Origin of the sequence: Kitasatospora purpeofusca (assembly GCF_034043715.1) — a bacterium.
Lineage (GTDB): Bacteria > Actinomycetota > Actinomycetes > Streptomycetales > Streptomycetaceae > Kitasatospora > Kitasatospora purpeofusca_A.
The window spans coordinates 29,063-45,834 of the sequence record NZ_JAXCLC010000059.1 but is presented as its reverse complement, the minus strand read 5'-3'; the positions used below and the strand labels follow the sequence as shown (position 1 = coordinate 45,834).

General features: G+C 73.0%; 15 protein-coding genes. 3 read left to right on the top strand and 12 right to left on the bottom strand.

The features are described 5' to 3' along the window. Positions 1 to 15: 15 nt before the first annotated feature. The 3 genes from SM793_RS26645 to deoC are packed head-to-tail and all read right to left on the bottom strand — an operon-like array spanning position 16 to position 3,417. Positions 16 to 918, bottom strand: a complete 903-nt coding sequence (locus SM793_RS26645) for an aldehyde dehydrogenase family protein (RefSeq protein WP_320440818.1) — start codon at positions 916 to 918, stop codon at positions 16 to 18. Next, positions 911 to 2,425, bottom strand: a complete 1,515-nt coding sequence (locus tag SM793_RS26640; protein WP_320440817.1) for an aldehyde dehydrogenase family protein — start codon at positions 2,423 to 2,425, stop codon at positions 911 to 913. Before SM793_RS26640 ends, SM793_RS26645 begins: the two co-directional genes overlap by 8 nt. A 5-nt stretch (positions 2,426 to 2,430) precedes the next feature. Beyond that, positions 2,431 to 3,417 (bottom strand): deoxyribose-phosphate aldolase, encoded by a 987-nt coding sequence (deoC, locus tag SM793_RS26635; RefSeq protein WP_266269793.1) that lies wholly within the window; start codon positions 3,415 to 3,417, stop codon positions 2,431 to 2,433. A gap of 140 nt (positions 3,418 to 3,557) precedes the next feature. Here deoC and SM793_RS26630 point away from each other — a divergent pair, with 140 nt between their 5' ends. Beyond that, entirely contained in the window at positions 3,558 to 4,241 is a 684-nt protein-coding gene (locus tag SM793_RS26630; RefSeq protein ID WP_320440816.1) for a PH domain-containing protein, read from the top strand. A gap of 66 nt (positions 4,242 to 4,307) precedes the next feature. Here SM793_RS26630 and SM793_RS26625 read toward each other — a convergent pair whose 3' ends face one another. The 3 genes from SM793_RS26625 to SM793_RS26615 form a co-directional block, all read right to left on the bottom strand. Beyond that, positions 4,308 to 6,008: a phospho-sugar mutase gene (locus SM793_RS26625; protein WP_320440815.1), complete on the bottom strand. Its 1,701-nt coding sequence runs from the start codon at positions 6,006 to 6,008 to the stop codon at positions 4,308 to 4,310. Between the two features lie 386 nt (positions 6,009 to 6,394). Then, positions 6,395 to 7,216, bottom strand: coding sequence for a purine-nucleoside phosphorylase (locus tag SM793_RS26620; RefSeq protein WP_320440814.1), 822 nt, complete (start codon positions 7,214 to 7,216; stop codon positions 6,395 to 6,397). 140 nt (positions 7,217 to 7,356) lie between these two features. Continuing rightward, positions 7,357 to 7,794 (bottom strand): gamma-glutamylcyclotransferase, encoded by a 438-nt coding sequence (locus SM793_RS26615; RefSeq protein WP_030300634.1) that lies wholly within the window; start codon positions 7,792 to 7,794, stop codon positions 7,357 to 7,359. A gap of 78 nt (positions 7,795 to 7,872) precedes the next feature. Here SM793_RS26615 and SM793_RS26610 point away from each other — a divergent pair, with 78 nt between their 5' ends. Together SM793_RS26610 and SM793_RS26605 are read left to right on the top strand one after the other, a co-directional pair. Beyond that, positions 7,873 to 9,327 (top strand): NAD(P)H-quinone dehydrogenase, encoded by a 1,455-nt coding sequence (locus tag SM793_RS26610; RefSeq protein WP_320440813.1) that lies wholly within the window; start codon positions 7,873 to 7,875, stop codon positions 9,325 to 9,327. A 236-nt stretch (positions 9,328 to 9,563) separates the two neighbouring features. Next, positions 9,564 to 10,523, top strand: a complete 960-nt coding sequence (locus SM793_RS26605) for a DeoR/GlpR family DNA-binding transcription regulator (protein WP_413816037.1) — start codon at positions 9,564 to 9,566, stop codon at positions 10,521 to 10,523. A 193-nt stretch (positions 10,524 to 10,716) separates the two neighbouring features. On the opposite strand, the gene SM793_RS26600 is transcribed toward SM793_RS26605, so the two are convergent. The 6 genes from SM793_RS26600 to SM793_RS26575 form a co-directional block, all read right to left on the bottom strand. After that, positions 10,717 to 12,489 (bottom strand): acetyl/propionyl/methylcrotonyl-CoA carboxylase subunit alpha, encoded by a 1,773-nt coding sequence (locus SM793_RS26600; RefSeq protein WP_320440811.1) that lies wholly within the window; start codon positions 12,487 to 12,489, stop codon positions 10,717 to 10,719. 251 nt (positions 12,490 to 12,740) lie between these two features. Beyond that, positions 12,741 to 13,532, bottom strand: a complete 792-nt coding sequence (locus SM793_RS26595; RefSeq protein WP_320440810.1) for a hypothetical protein — start codon at positions 13,530 to 13,532, stop codon at positions 12,741 to 12,743. Positions 13,533 to 13,850: 318 nt separating this feature from the next. Further along, positions 13,851 to 14,450: a nucleoside triphosphate pyrophosphatase gene (locus SM793_RS26590; protein ID WP_320440809.1), complete on the bottom strand. Its 600-nt coding sequence runs from the start codon at positions 14,448 to 14,450 to the stop codon at positions 13,851 to 13,853. A 44-nt stretch (positions 14,451 to 14,494) separates the two neighbouring features. Continuing rightward, complete coding sequence (mmpB, locus tag SM793_RS26585; RefSeq protein ID WP_255360215.1) at positions 14,495 to 14,620, bottom strand: morphogenic membrane protein MmpB; 126 nt, start codon at positions 14,618 to 14,620, stop codon at positions 14,495 to 14,497. Positions 14,621 to 14,868: 248 nt separating this feature from the next. Beyond that, positions 14,869 to 15,090 (bottom strand): acyl-CoA carboxylase subunit epsilon, encoded by a 222-nt coding sequence (locus tag SM793_RS26580; RefSeq protein ID WP_320440808.1) that lies wholly within the window; start codon positions 15,088 to 15,090, stop codon positions 14,869 to 14,871. Positions 15,091 to 15,125: 35 nt separating this feature from the next. Beyond that, positions 15,126 to 16,715, bottom strand: a complete 1,590-nt coding sequence (locus SM793_RS26575) for an acyl-CoA carboxylase subunit beta (protein WP_320440807.1) — start codon at positions 16,713 to 16,715, stop codon at positions 15,126 to 15,128. Positions 16,716 to 16,772 lie beyond the last annotated feature (57 nt).

Sequence of the window (16,772 nt, the reverse complement as noted above, 5' to 3'; positions counted from 1 at the left end):
CCGGGGATCCGTTGGTCAGATACCCATCGGGTGCCAGACCGTCTTCGTCTCCAGGAACGAGAGTAGCCGGTCCGTTCCGGGAGCATTGGTCCAGTCCTGGGCGAACGGGTCCGGCTCCGGGCGAATCACCCGCTTCAGCGTATCCGCGGCCAGGGCCTCCAGGCCGCCCGCCGCGCCGGGACCGTCGGCGGCGATCGCGCCGGTCAGGTCCAGCGCGTTGACGTCCTGGTGCGAGGCCAGGGTCGGTGCGATGTCGGCGGTCCGGCCGGACAGGATGTTGACCACGCCGCCGGGGACGTCCGAGGTGGCCAGCACCTCGCCCAGGGACAGCGCGGGCAGCGGCGCGTCGGCCGCGGCCGCCACCACCACGGTGTTGCCCGTGGCGACGGCCGGGGCGATCACCGAGACCAGGCCGAGCAGCGAGTGACCGTAACCGGCCTGCGGCGCGACGATCCCGACCACGCCGGTCGGCTCCGGGGTGGAGAGGTTGAAGTACGGACCGGCGACCGGGTTGGCGCCGCCCGCGATCTGGGCCACCTTGTCGGTCCAGCCCGCGTACCAGACCCAGCGGTCGATCGCGGCGTCCACCAGGGCGGCGGCCTTCTTCGCGCCGACGCCCTCGGAGAGCGCCACCTCGGCGGCGAACTGCTCCCGCCGGCCCTGCAGCATCTCGGCGACCCGGTACAGCACCTGGCCGCGGTTGTACGCGGTGGTGCCGGACCAGCCCTTGACCGCCGCGCGGGCGGCGACGACCGCGTCGCGGGCGTCCTTGCGGGTACCGAGCGGCGCGTTGGCCAGCCACTCGCCCTTCGCGTCCGTCACCTCGTACACCCGCCCGCTCTCGGAGCGCGGGAACTTCCCGCCGACGTACAGCTTGTAGGTCTTGAGGACATCAAGACGGCTCACGACATCAGACATCGAGGTAGGCCTCCAGACCGTGCCGGCCACCCTCGCGGCCGTAGCCCGACTCCTTGTAGCCGCCGAACGGCGAGGTCGGGTCGAACTTGTTGAAGGTGTTGGCCCAGACCACGCCGGCCCTGAGCCTGCTCGCCGTCCAGAGGATGCGCGAGCCCTTCTCCGTCCAGATGCCGGCGGAGAGGCCGTACGGGGTGTTGTTGGCCTTCGCGACCGCCTCCTCGGGGGTGCGGAAGGTCAGCACCGACAGCACCGGGCCGAAGATCTCCTCCTGGGCGATCCGGTGGGCCTGGCTGACGCCGGTGAACAGCGTCGGCCTGAACCAGAAGCCGGTGCCCGGCAGCTCGCACGCGGGCGACCAGCGCTCGGCGCCCTCGGCCTCGCCGGCGTCGGTCAGCGCGGTGATCCGGGCCAGCTGCTCGGCGGAGTTGATCGCGCCGATGTCGGTGTTCTTGTCCAGCGGGTCGCCGACCCGCAGGGTGCCCATCCGGCGCTTCAGCGCGTCCAGCAGCTCGTCCTGGACCGATTCCTGGACCAGCAGGCGCGAGCCCGCGCAGCAGACGTGGCCCTGGTTGAAGAAGATGCCGTTGACGATGCCCTCGACGGCCTGGTCGAGCGGCGCGTCGTCGAAGACGATGTTGGCGGCCTTGCCGCCCAGCTCCAGCGAGAGCTTCTTGCGGGTGCCGGCCACCTGCTTGGCGATCGCCCGGCCGACCGGGGTGGACCCGGTGAACGCGACCTTGTTGACGTCCGGGTGCGCGGTGAGCGCCGCGCCCGTGCCGCCGTCGCCGGTGACGATGTTGACGACGCCGTCCGGCAGGCCCGCCTGGCGGCAGATCTCGGCGAAGCGCAGCGCGGTCAGCGGGGTGGTCTCGGCCGGCTTCAGCACGACCGTGTTGCCGGTGGCCAGCGCCGGGGCGATCTTCCACGCCAGCATCAGCAGCGGGAAGTTCCACGGGATGACCTGGCCGGCCACGCCCAGCGGCTTCGGGTTCGGACCGTAGCCGGCGAAGTCCAGCTTGTCGGCCCAGCCCGCGTAGTAGAAGAAGTGGGCGGCGACCAGCGGCAGGTCGACGTCGCGGGTCTCGCGGATCGGCTTGCCGTTGTCGATCGACTCCAGCACGGCCAGCTCGCGGCTGCGCTCCTGGATGATCCGGGCGATCCGGAACAGGTACTTGGCGCGCTCGCTGCCCGGCAGCGCCGACCAGTCGGCGAAGGCGGCCCGGGCGGCGGCGACCGCGCGGTCCACGTCCTCGGCGGTGCCCCGGGCGAACTCGGCGAGCACCTGCTCGGTGGCCGGGTTGACCGTCTTCAGGGCCTCGCTGCCGGAGGAGTCGACGAACCGGCCGCCGATGAAGTGGCCGTAGGAGCTGGCGATGTCACCGGCCGCGGCGGGCGACTCGGGGGCCGGGGCGTACCCGAAGAGGCCACCCGCCGGCTTGCCGGCCGGCTCGGCCGGGGCCTGCGGCGCGGCCGCGGGCGCTTCGGTCTTCTTGGTGTTCTTGGCCATGATTCTCAGTCCACCGTCACGTAGTCGGGACCGGAGTACCGTCCGGTGGTCAACTTCTGGCGCTGCATCAGCAGGTCGTTGAGCAGGCTGGAGGCACCGAAGCGGAACCAGTGCGGGCTCAGCCAGTCGTCGCCGAGGGTCTCGTTGACCATCACCAGGTACTTCATCGCGTCCTTGGTGGTCTTGATCCCGCCGGCGGGCTTCACGCCGACCTGGACGCCGGTGGCCGCGCGGAAGTCGCGGACCGCCTCCAGCATCAGCAGGGTGACGGGCGGGGTCGCGTTGACGGCGACCTTGCCGGTCGAGGTCTTGATGAAGTCGGCGCCGGCCAGCATCGCCAGCCAGGAGACGCGGCGCACGTTGTCGTACGTCTGCAGCTCGCCGGTCTCGAAGATCACCTTGAGGTGGGCGGAGCTGCCGTCGGGGCGGCGGCAGGCCTCCTTGACGGCGACGATCTCGTTGTACACGTCCAGGTAGCGGCCGGAGAGGAACGCGCCCCGGTCGATCACCATGTCGATCTCGTCGGCGCCGGCGGCGACCGCGTCCGCGGTGTCGGCGAGCTTGACCGGGAGCGCGGCGCGCCCGGCGGGGAAGGCGGTGGCGACGGAGGCGACCTGGATGTCGGTGCCCCGGAGCGCCGCCTTCGCGGTGGCGACCATGTCCGGGTAGACACAGATCGCCGCGACGCGGGGGGTGGTCGGGTCGGTGGGATCGGGGGTCCTGCCCTTGGTGCACAGCGCGCGCACCTTGCCGACCGTGTCCGCGCCCTCGAGCGTGGTCAGGTCGATCATCGAGATGGCCAGGTCGATGGCGTACGCCTTGGCCGTGGTCTTGATCGAACGAGTACCGAGAGTGGCGGCACGCGCCTCCAGGCCGACCTGGTCGACACCGGGCAGGCCGTGCAGGAAGCGACGGAGCGAGGCCTCGGACGCCGCGACGTCCTCGAGACCGCTGCCCGCGACGCCGGGGGCATTGGCTGCAAGAGTGGACATAGTCACCACACCAGCATATCTACGCGCGTAGTCAATCGCCAGGGGCGCCACGCATCGATGCCGGACCGAGATCTCCGGATCCCCGGCGCCCCCTCCGTCACCCCTGTGGATCGCGCGGCCCATGGGGCAGAATCGTCGACATGACCGAATCCCACGGCGAGCCCCGACCGGGCCCGGCCGGTTCCGATGGGGAGCCCGTGTACGCCGACCGCGTGTACCGCTCCGTTCCCGGCGTGATCTCCGGGGTGCTGTTGCTGGCCGTCGCGGCCTGGCTGATCGGGGACGCGGCCGTCAACGGCAGCGGCAAGACACCCTGGGTGGCGCTCGCCGCCGTCCCGGTGTTCGTCCTCCCGGTGATCGCCTACACCCTGCGCCCGGCCGTCCGGGCCGACGAGCGCCGCCTGGTCGTCCGCAACCCGCTGCGCACGATCACCGCGCCCTGGGCCGCCGTGGACGCGCTGCGCGCCGGGTACTCGGTCGAACTCCTCGCCGAGGGCAACAAGTACCAGGTGTGGGCGGTGCCGGTGTCGCTGCGCCAGCGCAAGCGCGCCGCCCGGGCCCGCGAGCGCGGCGGCCAGACGCACAGCTCCCGGCTGGGCATGGTCTTCGGCGCGGGCGGCACCCCGTCCGGGGCCGGGGTCCAGGGCTCCACGGACCCGAACCGGGCCTGGTCCGACCAGGTGGTCGGCGTCCTCCAGGACATGGCCGAGCGCAACGCCTCCCGCCCCGGCGCGGCCGGGCCGGTCGAGGTCCGCTGGTGCTGGTGGATCATCGCCCCCACCGTGGCCGGCCTGATCGCCCTGATCACCGTGATCGCGGTCTGACCGGCTTCCGGCGCACGAGCAGGGCCCGCCGGCACCGCCGGCGGGCCCTGTGTCGTCCCGCCGCTGTCAGCCGGAGATGCCGGCGGCGGCCGCGAGGTCCTGCTTGATCGTGGCGAGCAGCCCGGCGGCCCGGACGCGGGCGTCCGCGAGGTCGGCGGCCGAGGCGACCGGGAGGACGACCTCCAGGTAGCACTTCAGCTTGGGCTCGGTGCCCGAGGGGCGGACCACGATCCGCGCCGAGCGGACGGCGTCGCCCGCCAGGTAGTAGCGCAGGCCGTCGGTCGGCGGCAGCTCGGCGGACCCGGCGGCGAGGTCGTCGGCGCGGGTCACGGTGAGCCCGGCCAGGGTCGTCGGCGGCCGCTCGCGCAGGGTGCGCATGGCGTCGGCGATGAGCGAGAGGTCCTCGACCCGGACGGACAGCTGGTCGGTGGCGTGCAGACCGTGCTCCAGCGCCAGGTCGTCCAGCAGGTCGGCCAGGGTGCGGCCGGAGCGCTTGAGGGTGGCGGCGAGTTCGGCGACCAGCAGGGCGGCGGTGATGCCGTCCTTGTCGCGAACGCCCTGCGGGTCGACGCAGTAGCCGAGCGCCTCCTCGTAGCCGTAGCGCAGGCCCTCGGCGCGGGAGATCCACTTGAAGCCGGTGAGGGTCTCGGTGTAGCCGAGCCCGGCGGCCTCGGCGATCCGGCCGAGCAGGGTGGAGGAGACGATGGTGGTGGCGAAGGTGCCGGCGGCCCGCTTGGAGACCAGCGCCGCGCCCAGCAGCGCGCCGACCTCGTCGCCGCGCAGCATCCGCCAGCCGTCCGCGCCGTCGGCCGGGACGGCCACCGCGCACCGGTCGGCGTCCGGGTCGTTGGCGATGACGAGGTCCGGGCCGGCCGCGGCGGCGGTGCGGAAGGCGAGGTCCATCGCCCCCGGCTCCTCCGGGTTGGGGAAGGCGACGGTCGGGAAGTCCGGGTCCGGCTCGGCCTGCTCGGCGACCACGGTGGGCGCCGGGAAGCCGGCCCGGTCCATCGCGGCCAGGAAGGTGTCGCGCCCGACGCCGTGCATCGGGGTGTAGACGACGTCGAGTTCCCGCGGGCTGTGCGGGTCGACGATCGACGCGGCGCGGTCGAGGTAGGCCTCGACGACGGACTCGTCCACCGTCTCCCAGCCGTCCGCGGCGAGCGGGACCTCGGTGAGGGAGCCGATCGCGTCGATCTCGGCGGCGATGCCCGCGTCCGCCGGCGGCACGATCTGCGAGCCGTCGCCCAGGTAGACCTTGTAGCCGTTGTCCTGCGGCGGGTTGTGACTGGCGGTGACGGTCACTCCGGCGGCGGCACCGAGGTGGCGGACCGCGAAGGCGAGCACCGGGGTGGGCAGCGGGCGCGGGAACAGCAGCGCGCGCAGGCCGGCGCCGACCACCACGGCGGCGGTGTCGCGGGCGAAGTCGTAGGACTTGTGGCGGGCGTCGTAGCCGATCACGACCAGGTCGCCGAGGCCCTGCCGCTTGACGTAGGCGACCAGGCCGGCGGCGGCCCGGATCACCACGGCGCGGTTCATCCGCATCGGCCCGGCGCCGAGCTCGCCGCGCAGGCCGGCGGTGCCGAACTGGAGGCGGTCGGCGAAGCGGTCGGCCAGCTCGGACCAGGCGAGCTTGGCGTTGGCGTCGGCGTCCGGGGTCTCGGCGTCGGCGAGCAGCGCGGCGAGCTCCTCGCGGGTCTGCGGGTCCGGGTCCTCGGCGAGCCAGGTGCGGGCCCGGGCGAGGAGGTCGGTGGTGGTTGCCTGCGTCATGGCTGCAGCTCCATCGGGAAGTGCGTCGGTGGTCGGCCGGGAGGTTGCTCCGGGCCGGGCCGGGCCGGGCCCGGTGGGTCTCGGTCGGGCCGGCCGGCGGTGGCCGGAGGGTGCCGCGGGGCGTCCTCGGACGGGGACGCCGGGCGCGGGACGGGACGTGGTGGATCGGACGGACGGGCGGGCGGTGCGATGCAGGGGGGCGGGATGCAGGGTGCGGGGGGTGCGGGACGAAACGTACGGCCCGCCGGCGGCGGGACGCGGCGTCCGGCGCCCCCGGGCGGCGGCGTGTCGGGCCCGGGCACGCGGACGGGGCCCGCGGGCGGCTGTGATCACCGGATCACGCCCGTCCGCGGGCCCCGTCGTTCATACCGCTGTCGCCCCCGGCGTCAGATCCGCTCGAGGACCTTGGCCAGCAGCGCGCCCATCCGCTCGGCGGAGGCCTTGCCGGCCTCCAGCACCTCGGCGTGGTTGAGCGGCTCGCCGGTCATGCCGGCGGCCAGGTTGGTGACCAGGGAGATGCCCAGCACCTCGGCGCCGGCCTCGCGGGCGGCGATGGCCTCCAGGGTGGTGGACATGCCGACCAGCTCGCCGCCGATCACCCGGGCCATGTGCACCTCGGCCGGGGTCTCGTAGTGCGGGCCGCGGAACTGGACGTAGACGGCCTCGTCGAGGGTCGGGTCCACCTCGCGGCAGAGCTCGCGCAGCCGCTTGGAGTAGAGGTCGGTGAGGTCGACGAAGTTGGCGCCGACGATCGGCGAGTCCGCCGTCAGGTTGATGTGGTCGCTGATCAGGACCGGCTGACCGGGGACCCAGGTCGGGCGCAGACCGCCGCAGCCGTTGGTCAGCACGATGGTCCCGCAGCCGGCCGCGGCGGCGGTGCGCACGCCGTGGACGACGGTCGCGACGCCGTGGCCCTCGTAGTAGTGGTTGCGGCCCAGGAAGATCAGGGCCCGCTTCTCAGCGATCCGCACCGAGCGGATCGTGCCGGCGTGACCGGCCACGGCGGGGGCGGGGAAGCCCGGGAGGTCGGTGACCGGGAACTCCGCCACGGTCTCGCCGAGGGCGTCGGCGGCCGGCACCCAGCCGGAGCCCATCACCAGGGCGACGTCGTGGCGCTCGGCACCGGTCAGCTCGCGCAGGCGCTCGGCGGCGGCCTGGGCGGCGGCGTAGGGGTCGGCGGAGACGACCGACTGAGGAGATGCGTTCACACGTCCGAGGATAGACGGGAAATGGCTACGCGCGTAGAAAATCCTGGTACGACGTGCCGGATCGTTACCCGGATGGCGTGAACGTACAGCTCCGGGGCGGCGGAATCGCGCCGCGACCCGGAGCAACCTCCAAAGAGGTCTCAGCAGGGACGGCGGCGCAGGTCCAGCACGTAGTCGTCCGGGGCCCCGGCGCTCTCCGCCGCGTCCGCGATCAGGCCCAGGTAGCGGGCCGCCGGCAGGCCGCCCTCGTAGTCGTTGAGCACGTACGTCCAGACCGGCACGTCGCCGTCCAGGGTCTGCGCCCGGAGCCTGGTCTTGCGGTAGATGCCGAGCTGGACGCCCTCCCAGCGGTCCAGACCCTCCTCGTCCATCGGTGCCACGTCGTACAGCGAGACGAAGACCTGGTCCTTCTCGTCCTCCACCACGGTGGCCAGCGAGCCCTCCCAGCCGAGGTGCTCGCCGCCGAAGGTCAGCCGCCAGCCGGACAGCCAGCCCGTGCCGCGCAGTGGCGAGTGCGGGGCGCGGCGGGTCATCTGCCGGGCATCGAGGTTGGTGGCATACGCGGCGTAAAGGGGCATGGGGCGAAGCCTACGTTCACCGGCCGATCCGACAGAAGCCCCGACCCCGGCGTGGCAGTCCTCCCGGCGTGCGGGACAATGGGTGACGTGACTCGGATCGTGATCATCGGTGGCGGACCAGGCGGCTACGAGGCGGCGCTCGTCGCGGCCCAGCTCGGCGCGGAGGTGACCGTCGTCGACCGCGACGGCCTGGGCGGATCGGCGGTGCTCACGGACTGCGTGCCGTCGAAGACGCTGATCGCGACGGCGGAGGTGATGACGACCTTCGACAGCTCGTACGAGGAGCTGGGCATCATCGTCGCCGACGACACCCCCCACATCGACTCCCCGGCCCGGGTCGTCGGCGTCGACCTCGGCAAGGTCAACCGCCGGGTGAAGCGGCTCGCGATCGCGCAGTCCCACGACATCACCCAGTCCGTCACCCGCGCCGGCGTCACCGTGCTGCGCGGCCGCGGCCGGCTGGGCACCGGCGGGCAGGCGGCGGACGGCTCCCGCGAGGTACTGGTCGACGCCCCCGACGGCAGCGTGCAGTCCGTGCGCGCCGACGCGGTGCTGATCGCCACCGGCGCCCACCCGCGCGAACTCCCGGACGCCCAGCCGGACGGCGAGCGGATCCTCACCTGGACCCAGGTGTACGACCTGGACGAGCTGCCGCGCGAGCTGGTCGTCGTCGGCTCCGGCGTCACCGGCGCCGAGTTCGCCGGCGCCTACCAGGCGCTCGGCTCCAAGGTCACCCTGGTCTCCTCGCGCGACCGGGTGCTGCCGGGCGAGGACCCGGACGCCGCCGAGGTGCTGGAGGAGGTCTTCCGCCGCCGCGGCATGAACGTCATGAGCCGCTCCCGCGCCGAGACGGTCAAGCGGATCGGCGACACGGTCGAGGTCACCCTCTCCGACGGCACGGTGATCGAGGGCACCCACTGCCTGATGGCGGTCGGCTCGATCCCGAACACCGCCGGGATGGGCCTGGAGGAGGCCGGGGTCAAGCTCAACGACTGGGGCCAGATCCAGGTCGACCGGGTCTCCCGCACCACCGCCCCCGGCGTCTACGCCGCCGGCGACTGCACCGGCGTCTTCATGCTCGCCTCGGTCGCCGCCATGCAGGGCCGGATCGCGATGTACCACGCGCTCGGCGACGCGGTGCAGCCGCTGAACCTCAAGACCGTGGCCTCCAACGTCTTCACCGACCCCGAGATCGCCACCGTCGGCTACACCGCGGCCGACGTGAAGTGCGGCAAGATGGACGCGGTCGAGGTCAAGCTCCCGCTGCGCGGCAACCCGCGCGCCAAGATGCAGGGCATCCGGGACGGCTTCGTGAAGCTGTTCTGCCGCCCCGGCACCGGCATCGTGGTCGGCGGTGTGGTCGTCGCCCCGCGGGCCAGCGAACTGATCCACCCGATCGCGCTCGCGGTGGACGCCAATCTGACGGTCGAACAGGTGGCCAGCGCCTTCACCGTCTACCCGTCGGTCTCCGGCTCCACCGCCGAGGCCGCCCGCCAGCTCCACATCCGCAAGCGCGACGCGGGCGAATCCTGAGCCTCGGGTGCCCAGTTGAGGGCGGTCGCCGATCGGCGGCCGCCCTTCGCGCGTCCCGGAGTGTCACTCGGACGGCGGGCGCAGTCCCGGCGTACCGGCGGCGCGAATTGTACGGTCACGCGCCGCTCCGGCGTGAGCAATTCCCGCTACTAGCAGCAAACGCCTGAAAGCAGACGGTCACGCAGGTTACCGTCGGTTCTGTGTTTGCAGCAGAACGTCGCCAGTTGATCCTCGAAATGGTGCGCGCCAACGGAGCCGTCTCGCTCCGGGAGTTGGCCCGCGTCGTCCAGACCTCCGAAGTGACCGTACGCCGCGACGTACGGGCCCTGGAGGCAGAAGGGCTCCTCGACCGCCGGCACGGCGGCGCGGTGCTCCCCGGCGGCTTCAGCCGCGAACCCGGCTATCCGCAGAAGACCCACCTCTCCGCCGCCGAGAAGAGCGCCATCGCCGATCTCGCCGCCGGACTGGTGGAGGAAGGCGACGCCGTGGTGGTCGGCGCAGGCACCACCACCCAGGAACTCGCCCGCCGCCTCGCCCGGGTGCCCGGGCTGACGGTGGTCACCAACTCCCTCCTCGTCGCCCAGGCACTGGCGCACGCCAACCGGGTCGAGGTGGTGATGACCGGAGGCACCCTGCGCGGTTCCAACTACGCCCTGGTCGGCAGCGGTGCCGAGCAGTCGCTGCACGGGCTGCGGGTCACCAAGGCCTTCGTCTCGGGCAGCGGGCTCACCGCCGAACGCGGACTCTCGACCACGAACATGCTCTCCGCGAGCGTGGACCGGGCACTGGTGCAGTCGGCCGCCGAGGTGATCATCCTCGCCGACCACACCAAGCTCGGCGCGGACACCATGTTCCAGACCGTCCCCACCGAGACCATCACCCGGCTGGTCACCGACGAGCACGCCGCCGCGGACGACGCCACCGCCCGCGAGCTGGACGCGCTCGCCGACTGCGGGGTGCAGATCGACCTCGCCCCGCTCGGTGCCCCGCCGCCCGGGGACGCCCCGGTCCACGGCACCGGCAGCGGCCCCGTCCACCAGACCCAGCCCGGCCCGCTGGCCCGCCGCAGCGCGCCGCCGCCCGGCGGGGCCCCGCTGCCCGGCCAGCGTCGGCCCGGCACCCACGGCGGTCCCGGCGGGCCCGGTGGACCGCTGCCGGCCAGGCTCGCCGAGCTGGGCCTGCCGCGCGGGCGCTGAGGCCCGTGCGGCGGGGGCGGCACCGGCGCGGCGCCGTGTCACCGTAGCGCCGCGTCGCCGTACCAACGTGTCGCCGTACCGCCGCGTCTCCGCACCGACGCGGCACCGCGTCACCGCCGAAACGTGACCGGTCCGCACACCCGGAGGTGTACGGACCGGCGGCGGACCCGTCAGTGCCCGATGGGGCCCCGACTCAGTCCTTGATCTCGCAGAGCGCCGCGCCGCTGGAGACGCTCGCACCCACCTCGGCCTTGAGGCCGACGATCGTGCCCGCCTTGTGCGCGTTCAGCGGCTGCTCCATCTTCATCGCCTCCAGGACGACGATCAGCTCGCCCTCGGCGACGACCTGACCCTCCTCCACCGCGACCTTCACGATGGTGCCCTGCATCGGCGAGGCCAGCGTGTCACCGCTGACCGCCGACCCGGCCTTCTTGGCGCCGACCCGGCGCTTGGCCTTGGCGGCCCCCGAACCGGCCGCCGGAGCGGCGGCGACACCCAGCGAGGACGGCAGCGAGACCTCGATCCGCTTGCCGCCGACCTCGACGACCACGGTCTCCCGGCCCTCCGCCTCCTCGCCCTCGCCGGCCGCACCGGCGAACGCGGGAATCGTGTTCTCGAAGTCGGTCTCGATCCACCGGGTGTAGACCGTGAACGGCCCCTCGCCGCCGTGCACCTCGGGCGCGAACGCCGGGTCGGTCACGACCGCCTGGTGGAACGGGATGGCCGTCGCCATGCCCTCGACCCTGAACTCGGCCAGCGCGCGCCGCGCCCGCTCCAGCGCCTGCTTGCGGTCCCGGCCGGACACGATCAGCTTGGCCAGCAGCGAGTCCCAGGCGGGGCCGATGACCGAACCGGTCTCCACACCCGAGTCCAGCCGGACACCCGGACCCGACGGCGGCGCGAACAGCGTCACCGTGCCCGGCGCCGGCAGGAAGTTGCGGCCCGGGTCCTCGCCGTTGATACGGAACTCGAAGGAGTGGCCACGCACCTCCGGGTCGCCGTAACCGAGCTCCTCGCCGTCCGCGATCCGGAACATCTCCCGGACCAGGTCGATCCCGGTGACCTCCTCGGTGACCGGGTGCTCCACCTGCAGACGGGTGTTGACCTCCAGGAAGGAGATCGTGCCGTCCACCGCCACCAGGAACTCGCAGGTGCCGGCACCCTCGTAGCCGGCCTCCTTGAGGATGGCCTTCGACGCCCGGTACAGCTCGGCGTTCTGCTCGGGGGTCAGGAACGGCGCGGGCGCCTCCTCGACCAGCTTCTGGTGCCGGCGCTGCAGCGAGCAGTCACGGGTGGACACGACCACCACGTTGCCGTGCTTGTCCGCGAGGCACTGCGTCTCCACGTGCCGCGGGTTGTCCAGGTAGCGCTCGACGAAGCACTCGCCGCGACCGAAGGCGGCGACCGCCTCCCGGACCGCCGAGTCGTACAGCTCCGGGATCTCCTCCAGGTTGCGGGCGACCTTCAGGCCGCGACCGCCGCCGCCGAAGGCCGCCTTGATGGCGACCGGCAGGCCGTGCTCCCGGGCGAAGGCGACGATCTCGTCGGCACCCGTGACCGGGTCCGGCGTGCCGGCGACCAGCGGGGCACCGGCGCGCTGCGCCACGTGCCGGGCGGTCACCTTGTCACCCAGGTCGCGGATGGCCTGCGGGGGCGGGCCGATCCAGGTGAGGCCCGCGTCGAGGACGGCCTGGGCGAACTCGGCATTCTCCGACAGGAAGCCGTAGCCGGGGTGGACGGCGTCCGCACCCGAGTCGGCGGCGGCCTGGAGGACCTTGGCGATGTCCAGGTAGCTGGTGCCGGGGGTGTCGCCGCCCAGCGCATAAGCCTCGTCGGCCGCGCGGACGTGCAGCGCATCCCGGTCCGGCTCGGCGTAGACGGCGACGCTGGCGATACCGGCGTCCGAGCAGGCCCGGGCGACGCGGACAGCGATTTCCCCGCGGTTGGCGATGAGCACCTTGCGCACTGTGGCTCCCTTCTTGAACCTCGTTGAGTTTATGGATTCCTGGGCAGTACCGGCGAGTAGCCCCAGGTTGTGAACTATCCCACACAGAGGGTGATGCGCCCGGGCGGGTGGTGGGCGGCCCGACGGGAGTATGTGCAGGTGATGGCGCATGCGGCCTGGGTGGTGCGGCGACTGCGCTCGGTGACGGGGCGGCGTGGCGGCGCGGTGGGTCCGGTGGGCCAGGTGGCACCGGCCGTCGGTGCGCGTGCCGTTCAAGGAATGGGGGCGGACGCGGGGGCCGGGCCGGGAGTGGTTCCGGCGGTGGTGTCCGGACCGCCCGGCGGGGTCGGCGCGCGCTCCAGGGCCAGGGCGGTGACGTCGGCGATCTGCTCGACCACGTCCGGGCCGTAGGCGCCCGGGTTGACCACCTTCAGCAGCAGGGCGAAGGTGCCGTCCGTGCCGTACCGGCGGACCAGCCGGCGGTGGTGGGCGACCAGGTGGCGGACGCCGGCGTGGTTGGCGACACCGGTCTGGCCGGAGATCAGGAAGACCGGGCGGCCGGGCCCGGGCGTGGCCAGCCGGGCGAGCAGGACGTACTCCCCGGCCTGGAGGTCGGCGGCGTACGACCGGCCGCCGACGGTGATGGTGTTGTCCGGCGCCGCCCGGTCGTTGGAGATCGCGACCCCCGGCAGGCCCCAGGCGAGGTGGGCGGCCATCCGCTCGTTGGAGACCGGGCCGCCGAAGCAGAACTCGGTCTTGGCGCCCAGGCCGCGCGGGGCGGCGTCGTGCGCGACCAGGTCGGTGTGCGCACCGCACTCCTTCACCAGGGCGGCCAGTTCCATCAGCGCGTAGGCGTCGCGCCGGGTGACCGTCCGGGGGTGCGCGCCGGTGCCGATGCTGCGGTTGACCACGATCAGGCACTCGCTGCCGGCCGGCAGGCCGAGGAAGTCCCTGGTCCGTTCCAGCCGGCGTCTTCGGCGCAGGCTCTGACCGAGCCAGCCGAGGACGGCACTGATCGCGCTGGCCACCAGGCCCAGCACGACGTTGAGCAGACTGTCGGTCATCCGCTCGCCATCTCCCCCGTCGTTTTGGAGCGTCGGCGCCGTCCGGGCGCTCCTCTAGCGTGCATCAGATCGGATTGCCGGCGGGCGGGATGGCGACAATTGTGCCGCTCTTTGGCGCGTGGGCGACGCCCCGGCGGCGCTTCTGCAGCGCTCCGGTGGCCGGCTCCCGGTGCGTGGGCGGAGCCCCGCCGCGACCGGTCCCGCAGTGCGCGCGGGCCTGTCGTACGCGCAGGGTCGGGTGTGGGTGCGGGGCCCGGTGTGGGTACGGGGCCCGGGGCGTGCGCGGGTTCGTCGCGCGGACGCGGGTCGGTCGCCCCGTCAGACCCAGAGATCGGTGATCCGCACGCCGAGTTCGCTGAGCAGCCCGCGCAGCAGCGGCAGCGAGAGCCCGATGACATTGCCCGGGTCGCCGTCGATGCCCTCGACGAACGGGGCCGAACGGCCGTCCAGGGTGAACGCCCCGGCCACGTGCAGCGGCTCGCCGGTCGCGATGTACGCGGCGATCTCGGCGTCGTCCGGGGTGCCGAAGCGCACGGTGGTGGAGGCGGTGGAGGAGGCCTGCCGGCCGGTCGCGGTGTCGATCACGCAGTGGCCGGTGCGCAGCACGCCGGACCGGCCGCGCATGGCCTGCCAGCGGGCCAGCGCCTCGGCCTCGTCGGCCGGCTTGCCCAGGGCCTGGCCGTCCAGTTCCAGCACCGAGTCGCAGCCGATGACCAGCTCGCCCTCGGTGAGGGTGGCGGCGACGGCCTTGGCCTTGGCCTCGGCGAGCACGAGCGCGAGTTCGGCGGGGGTGGCGGCGGTGAGGGCGTCCTCGTCGACACCGCTGACCACCACGTGCGGGTCGAGGCCCGCCTGACGCAGCAGCCCGAGCCGGGCGGGGGAGGCGGAGGCGAGCACGAGGGAGCGACGGTCGGTCATGCCACCAGGGTAGAGGGCGGCCCGGGGCGGTCGTTCCGCGGTCGTCAGACCATCAGCAGGACGGCGATGACCAGGGCGAGGACGGCGAGCACATGACCGGCCCGGTGCAACCGCCGCTGCATGCGCCGGGCTTCCGGGGAGGGCTCGTCGCGGGGGTCTGACCAGAGCATCGTTCCAGGGTGCGCCCCCGGGTCTGCGGGGCGCCTGAGTATCCGTACTCAGCTTTCGGGCAATCCGGGCTCCGCTCGGGGTGCTCCTTCCCGCCGCACTTTGCAAAGTGCCCACTTTGCAAAGTTCTCAGGGACTTTGCGAAGTGCGCCCACGGGGGAAACGGCCCGGGAGCGGTCGTTCCCGTTCCCGCTCCGTCCCCCCGGCGCCGACGCGGCGGCACCGGGGGGACGGCAGTGGCCGAGCGGTCCTAACCGGCCCAGCCGGAGGTGCGCCAGGCGTTGACGCCGGTGCGCGGGGTCGCGCGCAGCCGGCGCGCGCGGTCGTTCCAGGCGGAGTCCGGGCCGGCGCCCGCGCGGCGGGCCGCCTCGGCGGCGGCCTGCGCGGCGGCGGCCCGGGACTGGACCACCGCCAGGACGGTGGCCAGCTCCTCGGGGGTCGGCTGCCCGTGCAGCACATGGATCGGGGCCATGCTCAATCCTCTCGCGATCCTCCGGGGAGGAGCCACTACAGCGGGATGTTGCCGTGCTTCTTCGGGGGCAGCACCTCGCGCTTGCCGCGCAGCGCGCGCAGTCCGCGGACGATGTGCCGGCGGGTCTCGCTGGGCGCGATGACCGCGTCCACGTAGCCGCGCTCGGCTGCCAGGTAGGGGTTGAGCAGGGTGTCCTCGTAGGAGGCGATCAGCTCGGCCCGCTTCTCGTCGGCGAGGCCGGCCGCGGTGGCCTCGGCGATCTCCCGCCGGTGGAGGATGTTGACCGCGCCCTGGGCGCCCATCACGGCGATCTGCGCGGTCGGCCAGGCCAGGTTGAGGTCGGCGCCGAGGTGCTTGGAGCCCATGACGTCGTACGCGCCGCCGAAGGCCTTGCGGGTGATCACGGTGATCAGCGGGACGGTCGCCTCGGCGTAGGCGAAGATCAGCTTGGCGCCGCGGCGGATGATGCCGTCCCACTCCTGCTCGGTACCGGGCAGGAAGCCGGGCACGTCGACGAAGGTGATCACGGGGACGTTGAAGGAGTCGCAGGTGCGGATGAACCGCGCGGCCTTCTCGCTGGCGGCGATGTCCAGGCAGCCCGCCAGGTCCATCGGCTGGTTGCCGACGATGCCGACCGGGTGGCCCTCGACCCGGCCGAAGCCGGTGATGATGTTGCCGGCGTAGAGCGGCTGGGTCTCCAGGAACTCGCCGTCGTCGAGGACGTGCTCGATCACGTGGTGCATGTCGTACGGCTGGTTCGCCGAGTCCGGCACCAGGGTGTCGAGTTCGAGGTCCTCGTCGGTGACGGACAGGTCCGCCTCCTCCGGGAAGGCCGGCGGGTCGGAGAGGTTGTTGGAGGGCAGGTACGAGAGCAGGCTCTTGACGTACTCGATCGCCTCCTTCTCGTCCGCCGCCAGGTAGTGCGCGTTGCCGGACTTGGTGTTGTGGGTGCGCGCGCCGCCCAGCTCCTCCATGCCGACGTCCTCGCCGGTGACGGTCTTGATCACGTCGGGGCCGGTGATGAACATGTGCGAGGTCCGGTCGGCCATCACCACGAAGTCGGTGATCGCGGGGGAGTAGACCGCGCCGCCCGCGCAGGGGCCCATGATCAGCGAGATCTGCGGGATCACCCCGGAGGCGTGCACATTGCGGCGGAAGATCTCGCCGTACAGGCCGAGCGAGACGACGCCTTCCTGGATCCGGGCGCCACCGGAGTCGTTGATGCCGATGACCGGGCAGCCGGTCTTCAGCGCGAAGTCCATGACCTTGACGATCTTCTCGCCGAAGACCTCGCCGAGCGAGCCGCCGAAGACCGTGAAGTCCTGGGCGAAGACCGCGACCTGACGGCCGTCCACGGTGCCGTAGCCGGTGACCACGCCGTCGCCGTACGGCCGGTTCTTCTCCTGGCCGAAGTTGATCGAACGGTGCCGCGCGAACTCGTCGAACTCGACGAAGGAGTCCTCGTCCAGCAGCTCGACGACGCGCTCGCGGGCCGTCAGCTTGCCCTTGGCGTGCTGCTTCTCGACCGCCTTGGCGGAGCCGGAGTGCACCGCCTCGTCGATCCTTCGCCGGAGGTCGGCGAGCTTGCCGGCGGTGGTGTGCGGGTCGTGCGACGCCTCGGTCATTCCGGTGGCTCTCCCTGATCCTGGGCCGCGACCTGTTTTCGGTGGCGCGGGCCGGGT

Bases quoted from the DNA above. Each gene is read 5' to 3' on its own strand.
- SM793_RS26580 (WP_320440808.1), bottom strand. From the start codon at position 15,090: ATGGCCCCGATCCATGTGCTGCACGGGCAGCCGACCCCCGAGGAGCTG.
- SM793_RS26615 (WP_030300634.1), bottom strand. From the start codon at position 7,794: ATGCCCCTTTACGCCGCGTATGCCACCAACCTCGATGCCCGGCAGATG.
- SM793_RS26625 (WP_320440815.1), bottom strand. From the start codon at position 6,008: ATGACGCAGGCAACCACCACCGACCTCCTCGCCCGGGCCCGCACCTGG.
- SM793_RS26640 (WP_320440817.1), bottom strand. From the start codon at position 2,425: ATGGCCAAGAACACCAAGAAGACCGAAGCGCCCGCGGCCGCGCCGCAG.
- SM793_RS26575 (WP_320440807.1), bottom strand. From the start codon at position 16,715: ATGACCGAGGCGTCGCACGACCCGCACACCACCGCCGGCAAGCTCGCC.
- SM793_RS26590 (WP_320440809.1), bottom strand. From the start codon at position 14,450: ATGACCGACCGTCGCTCCCTCGTGCTCGCCTCCGCCTCCCCCGCCCGG.
- deoC (WP_266269793.1), bottom strand. From the start codon at position 3,417: ATGTCCACTCTTGCAGCCAATGCCCCCGGCGTCGCGGGCAGCGGTCTC.
- SM793_RS26630 (WP_320440816.1), top strand. From the start codon at position 3,558: ATGACCGAATCCCACGGCGAGCCCCGACCGGGCCCGGCCGGTTCCGAT.
- SM793_RS26610 (WP_320440813.1), top strand. From the start codon at position 7,873: ATGGGTGACGTGACTCGGATCGTGATCATCGGTGGCGGACCAGGCGGC.
- SM793_RS26595 (WP_320440810.1), bottom strand. From the start codon at position 13,532: ATGACCGACAGTCTGCTCAACGTCGTGCTGGGCCTGGTGGCCAGCGCG.
- SM793_RS26645 (WP_320440818.1), bottom strand. From the start codon at position 918: ATGTCTGATGTCGTGAGCCGTCTTGATGTCCTCAAGACCTACAAGCTG.
- SM793_RS26605 (WP_413816037.1), top strand. From the start codon at position 9,564: ATGGTGCGCGCCAACGGAGCCGTCTCGCTCCGGGAGTTGGCCCGCGTC.
- mmpB (WP_255360215.1), bottom strand. From the start codon at position 14,620: ATGCTCTGGTCAGACCCCCGCGACGAGCCCTCCCCGGAAGCCCGGCGC.